Source organism: Lactobacillus sp. N54.MGS-719, assembly GCF_000980505.1.
Taxonomy (GTDB): domain Bacteria; phylum Bacillota; class Bacilli; order Lactobacillales; family Lactobacillaceae; genus Lactobacillus; species Lactobacillus amylovorus.
In genome coordinates, this window is record NZ_LARO01000066.1 from 1 (window position 1) to 6,328 (window position 6,328).

6 protein-coding genes and 1 pseudogene are annotated in these 6,328 nt (G+C 35.4%); 2 read left to right on the forward strand and 5 right to left on the reverse strand.

From position 1 onward, the window contains the following. On the reverse strand, positions 1–816 hold an 816-nt coding region (locus tag WS44_RS08540), incomplete at its 3' end, for an SWIM zinc finger family protein (protein WP_046434032.1). Positions 817–942: 126 nt separating this feature from the next. Here WS44_RS08540 and WS44_RS08545 point away from each other — a divergent pair. Next, on the forward strand, positions 943–1,221 hold the full coding sequence (locus WS44_RS08545; protein ID WP_013641971.1) for a hypothetical protein: 279 nt from the start codon (positions 943–945) through the stop codon (positions 1,219–1,221). Between the two features lie 349 nt (positions 1,222–1,570). Here the strand turns inward: WS44_RS08545 and WS44_RS08550 are convergent, their stop codons facing one another. Further along, a complete protein-coding gene (locus WS44_RS08550) occupies positions 1,571–2,605 on the reverse strand; it encodes a putative sulfate exporter family transporter (protein ID WP_013641969.1) in 1,035 nt (344 codons plus the stop codon). 192 nt (positions 2,606–2,797) lie between these two features. Between WS44_RS08550 and WS44_RS08555 the strand changes: the two are divergent. Then, positions 2,798–3,382: pseudogene (locus WS44_RS08555) on the forward strand (endonuclease III). A gap of 258 nt (positions 3,383–3,640) precedes the next feature. On the opposite strand, the gene WS44_RS08560 reads toward WS44_RS08555, so the two are convergent. The 3 genes from WS44_RS08560 to WS44_RS08565 all read right to left on the reverse strand — a co-directional run. Continuing rightward, positions 3,641–5,011, reverse strand: coding sequence for an APC family permease (locus WS44_RS08560; protein ID WP_013641967.1), 1,371 nt, complete (start codon positions 5,009–5,011; stop codon positions 3,641–3,643). 90 nt (positions 5,012–5,101) lie between these two features. Beyond that, a complete protein-coding gene (locus WS44_RS10145; RefSeq protein WP_014565878.1) occupies positions 5,102–5,200 on the reverse strand; it encodes an SDR family oxidoreductase in 99 nt (32 codons plus the stop codon). A 72-nt stretch (positions 5,201–5,272) separates the two neighbouring features. After that, the coding region (locus WS44_RS08565) for a flavodoxin (RefSeq protein ID WP_288145727.1) at positions 5,273–6,328 on the reverse strand (1,056 nt) is incomplete at its 5' end.

Below are 6,328 nucleotides of genomic sequence, written 5' to 3' on the forward strand. Positions count from 1 at the left end.
TCCTAACTTAAAGGTTAATCGAGGCATTCTACCATAATTGTCAATTTGCGCTCTTAAAATAGTAGGACTTTTAACTTTAGCAGCATTGTCTGAATATAAATCTAACAACTGATTGGCCGCTTGATTGGTTACATCAAAAGGATCATCTTTAATATATTCTTTTAAAAACTTAAGTAAGGCAAAAATAGTAATCGTATCTTGATCTTTAATATCTGTTCTATTCTCAAAGTCGATAGTTAGAATTTGCCAGCGTGTGAATTTAATATATAAATTTTGCCAATTACCCTTTTCGTTTTCAAAATTCCAGATATATTCGTAAGCACGCATTTTGTCGTCGACTTTGCGGAAATTAATTTCCTGTAAAGTATCAATTAACCGCAATGCATGATCATAAGATTCTTGACTAAATGTTCTTTGACCGATAATTTCAAAAGGATCGATAGCAGAATTGGCTTGAATGATTGCTTGTTTAATCTGATCAGAGATTAAATCCTTAAAGTCGACTTGAGCGCCATCCATAACTGCTTGTGTGTCTGTATTATTTTGCTTTTCTTCTGCTGCCATTAATGCGGCTACTTGGTGTTTGCAGCGATGGCCTTTCATAGCCCAAGGACAATTACACTTTAATTCAGATGCTCGACCGTCTGGGCGTAAACGTCCAGAAACGTTATAGTATCGACCTATGCCACCTTGAACTTGAGCTGTGAAGTGCTCTCGATCAGTGGCTAACTGAATGTTTTGTACCATTTGATTTTCAAAATAAATTTCCCCTCGATCTAAAATTCGTTGAGGAAATAATTTAGGCCATTGTGCCATCTGAACAACTCCTTAATTTGGTATAACTTTAAACTACAATACTACATATTAAATAGTAAAAGCCAGTAGAAAGAAATATAATTAAAGTAAAGAAAAATAAGATAAACAAAGAACGAGGTGTTTATTATGCTAGTAAGAAAAATCGTTAAAGCAGCCTTCTATTGTGGCATTGGTTTAGTTGTTGGTAAAACGATTAGTTCACAAAAACATAAAAATGATGTCAAAAAGATCTTAAGTGCTAATTATATGGACGATCGTACCAAAGTGGAATTAATGCAAGACTTAAATGGAATAAAAGTTGATCATAAAAAAGATAAAAAAATTCAATTGGATAAAAACTTAAATACTGTGAAAAATAAATCTGTTATTTTGGCTAAGAAAGTAGCATATAAATTGGCTAAATAGAGGAAATCTATCACCGTAGCGTGAAGGAAGAAAATCGTGAATACTGTCGTAATATCAAAGACTATCTAGAAGTTTATCCAGAACCCTACCCCGACTACGATAGCTTGGTAAGTTTCTTTGATGATAATGAAAAAGATGTAAATGCGGATTCGAATATTTCCGATTGAAAAAACATTCTATATCGTTAATTGTTTTGGTACAATATTTTGTTGGAAAGTGATAATTACTGTATTTTTTGAGGAGATGTTGATGCAGTTTGCGTTAACACAAAAGTTGAGTTGAGAGTAAATTAAAAGATATGAGATGTTAAAAAAGAGATGACTACAGGGGTCATCTCTTTTTTGTGCTTTTAGAAGAATAATTTACTCATGATGATCATGAATACCAATAAACAGGTTGAACTGATTGCTGCTGCTCCAAATACTGAACCACCACGTTTGAAGATAACTTTAAAGTTAACAGAAACACCCAATGCAGCCATAGCCATTCCTAAGAAGATGTAAGCTACTTGTACTAAAGCATCTAACAAGCTAGCTGAGAATGGTAAGTAAGTACCTAAAACACTAGTTAAAATGAAACCGCCTAAGAACCAAGGAATTGGTAACTTACCGTTCTTTTGAGCTTTTTCAACATTGCCTGTATTTGTTTTAGCTGAACGACGTTGGTATAAGTAACCGATAATTAATGCTACAGGTGCTAAAAGAATTACACGAGATAATTTCATAATTAAAGCACTGTCTAAACTGATGTTACCAAATGCACCACCTGAAGCAACTGCATGAGCAATTTCGTGTAAAGAACCGCCAGCAACAATACCAAATTGAGAATCAGTCAAACCTAAGACAGGCTTAAGTCCAATTTCTAATAAAGTGAAGACTGTTCCCATTACACAGACAACTGCAACAGCTAAAACTTCATTTTCTCTTTTTCTTGCTTCATCAGCAGCTGTAATTTGTGGTGAAACACCCATTACTGCTGCTGCACCGCAGACACCACAACCGCATGCTGAGAGAAATGCTAATTCATCTTCTGCACCGAATTTACGGCTGAGCCAATAAGTTAATGAAATAGTACCTGCAACTGCAAGTGCAGCAACTAAGATGGTTTTGATACCTGCTGCTGCCAATTTTTCTAAATCAAGTCTAAAGCCGAGCAAAATAATTCCTAATCTTAGGAACTTATTTGAAATAAAGCCCATACCACCTGAAGCTTTTTGACGTGTCCTCTCTGGTAGAAACTGCATAAGAATACCTAATAAAAGTGCTAATACCAAAGCTCCAATTAAGTTAGCGTATGGTAGTTTGGCTAAAAGAATACCAGCAAGAGAACAAGTCAAAGTCATGATGGCTGCTAGCCTAAATGATTTAGTTTTGATAATTTCCAATAAAAGGACCTCCAAATATATAAAGTTGTTTTACAAAGTACCCGAACTTTGTTTCATTACATTGCTCATAATATCACAATATCAGTATAAAAAATGACACTGCGTCTCTTTTTTATAATTTCTTAAGAAATACTATAATTGGATTTGTAAGACTAAATATATAGATTCTTTATAAGAAAATGAGTGATAAGTATGGAGAAAATAACCCTAAATCAACTTTACGACATCATGTATGATTATATGGATCCCACTGGCTGGTGGCCTGGACGCAGTGATTGGGAAGTGATCTGGTCGACAATTTTAATTCAAAATATCAACTGGAAAAATGTAGCTAAAGCACTCACCTCTCTTTATTATGCTACTGACTTTTTACCTCAAAATATTTTAAATATGACAAATGAAGAACTGAGCAAAATGATTGCTTCTGCTGGTTTTTATACTCGCAAAACACAAACTATCAAGAATGTTGCCACCTATTTTAATGACAACTTTGATTGCGATTTAGAATTAGCTCAGGAACAAAATAAACATAAATTACGCCAAGAAATTTTATCTATTCATGGTATTGGCCCTGAAACTGCAGACGTTATTTTGATGTATGGCCTTCGCAAAGGTGAATTTGTGGTTGATACATATTCTCGCCGTTTATTTGCCTGTTTGGGTTGAAAAAATGTGCCGCCATATGAAAAAGCAAAAGCTTTGATTGAGAAGAATCTAGATAATTTCACTTTACGTAATTATCAGAATTTTCATGCGATGATAGATACTTTTAATTAGGAATATAAGTTGCCACAACAGTTTCATCATACGAGAAAGGAACTCCTTTTTCTAATGTTTTAAGAAATTAATTTAAGGAATTATTCATTCCTACACAAACTATTTTACGGTCTCTGATCTACCCTTTTCTTATTTAATATCTTCCAATATTATATGCCTCTTTGATATTTTCATGTAATTCAAGCCATATGGATGCTAGTAAATTAGATTTAAAATAAACAAAAAACTGCCGAAATCTATCGACAGTTTTGTAATAAGTTAAAACTTGATCTTATTATGCCTCAATTTATCCAAAAACTCTTGGTGCAGCTTTTCCATTTCTTCCATGGCAGGATCTCGGTCCATGAAGATATATAATACAGCACCGATAGCTGCTACAACTACTCCCACTAAAAGAGTTACAGGTGTGAAGTTAGTAACCATATAGCATGAGACAATCAAAGCAATAATTGGAATAGTATACTTACCAGGTAACTTAAATCCGTGGTTAGGAAATTCATTACTGTGTTTGAATTTAATTACAGCTAAGATTGATGGAACATACTGAATAAATGAAGCCAATACGGTACATGATACTAGGAATAAGTATGATTGAGTTACAAATACACCAGTTAAAATAGCTGTCATAATGATGCCGACCCATGGTGCATCGTGTTTATTCTTTTTGCCAACCCATGCAGGTAAAAATTTTTGTTCATTTGCGAGGGATGCAATCAAAGATGGAGCGTTAAATGATGCAGAAAATGCAACACCAAAGATTGAGATAAGCATACCTACGATAATGAATGAGTAGCCCCACTTACCAACGCCATTTCCTAGTGCACTTGCTAATGGTGTTGAATAAGTGCTTAATTTACTACCAACAAGGCCAATAGCTACAAACATCATTAAGCAGTCTAAAATAGTGACACTAACCATTACGGCTATTAGAACCCGTGGAATATTCTTTTCAGGATTATTCATTTGACGAGCCGCAATTGGAATAAATGAAAAGCCGGTAAACAAATAGAATATTGGAGTAAATGCTGCACCAAAGTGTTGCAAAAATGGTCCAGCCCCTTTCGTAGCTGCTACTGGAATAATTGGTGAGAAGTTACCTTGATGAATGAAGAATGCCCCTACAATGATAAAGATAAACAATGTAATCATTTTTGCGGCTGCTGAAATATTGCTTACTAGTTTGACTAATGAACGACCAAAGAAGTTTATGATGGCGAATAAAATAATTAACCCAAATGCTAGTAAATAATAGATAGTTTGATTATTTAAGACTGGCCAAAAGCTCTTCAGCGTAGTTAGTAATGCGACAGTTTCAGCCCCTAATGTACAACAACCTAAAAACCAAGTAAAAACACCTAATTCGTATCCAGTGAATCGGCCAAAAGCATGATAAGCATATAGCCACGCTGCTCCAGACCCTTTAAATCTGCTTGATAAGTCTGCGTAGCATAGAGCGATCATTGATACAACTACGGCGGTCAATAATAATACCACGATTGCCATTAGATTCATCTCATGATAAATCTTGGCTGGCAGTAAGAAAGTACCTGACCCAATTACTGCGTTAATCCCTAAGAAATAAATAGAAATGAAGGACAATTTCTTAGGTTTCTTATCTGAATTTTCCATGATAAGCCTCGATTCTATAATCCTCCCATTACAATTATTATTTTAGGCCAAGAAGCTTCTGATTTTCAATAGGGATAGAGGATAGAGTAATTAATATACTGGCTTGTCTGAGCCTTGAGTTGCAGGGTCAGCAAAACCAATACCTGAGCCGCCACCAGTAATTAATGCTACTTTATTTTCTAACTTCATTTTCTTTTCTCCTTTTTAAATAAAATAAAAAATGCGCTAGACCATTTAGCCTCGCGCATTTGAATAATAATACTACTTAATCAAGTTTAAACCTTGTAACCAAGTTCTTAATCCAGCATTGTCGCCGGTGTATCTGTATCCATTCAATACAGTTGCGTTGTATGGAGCTGCCATTTGACGGATGTAAGGCATTGATGCAGACATTGGAGTGCTCATGCTTGTAGTAAATGGAACAATAGTTTTTCCACTAAAGTTGTATTGATCAAACAAAGTGTGGATGATCATTGGTGGTTGTTGCCACCAGGTTGGGAAACCAACGTAGATGGTTGAGTATTGATCCCAGTTAAGAATAGTACCTCTAATAGCGGGGTGAATATTGTTTCTACGTTCGTTGTCACCACGTTGAGCATAACTATCATAAGTGGTTGGGTAAGGATCAGCTGCTTGAATTCTAAAGATGTTTGAGTTGGTTAATCTTTGAATTTCTTCAGCTGCTCTTTGAGTTTGACCTGACATTGAGAAGTAAACTACCAAACTCTTGCTGTCGGTTGGGGTTGGATTAGTTACATTAGTAGCTGGAGTTTGGTTTTGGCTTGGAGCCTTGGAGCTCTTAGCCTTCTTGCTTCTCTTAACAGCACCGATGCTAACTAAGAAGTTGTGAAGACCACTGTTTGAAGTGTATCTGTAACCTTTAGTTAACTTAGCCTTGTCTTTCTTAGCTAAGCGACGCATCACAGGCATTGAACTTGACATTGGTGATTCAGCACTTGTTGTGAATGGGGTAATTGTCTTACCTTTGAAGTTGTAACGATCAAACAAGGTGTGAATGATCATTGGTGGTTGACCCCACCAAGTTGGATAACCAATGTAGATGTGTCTGTATTTCTTAATACTTGGCAACTTGGTCTTAATAGCTGGATGAATATTTCTACGAATTTGGTTTTGTGCTACTCGAGTAGTGGCATCGTAGTCATTAGGATAAGCTTTCTTAGGAGTAATTCTTAATAACTTACCGCCAGTCTCCTTTTGAATTTGACGTGCTGCTCTTGCAGTATTACCAGTCTTTGAGAAATAAATAATCAAACTACTTGATGACTTCTTAGCAGCTTGTACTTGAGTTGGTTGCTT

Excerpts from the sequence above, each read along its gene's own strand:
- WS44_RS08545 (WP_013641971.1), top strand. The coding sequence starts at position 943 with ATGCTAGTAAGAAAAATCGTTAAAGCAGCCTTCTATTGTGGCATTGGT.
- WS44_RS08560 (WP_013641967.1), bottom strand. The coding sequence starts at position 5,011 with ATGGAAAATTCAGATAAGAAACCTAAGAAATTGTCCTTCATTTCTATT.
- WS44_RS10145 (WP_014565878.1), bottom strand. The coding sequence starts at position 5,200 with ATGAAGTTAGAAAATAAAGTAGCATTAATTACTGGTGGCGGCTCAGGT.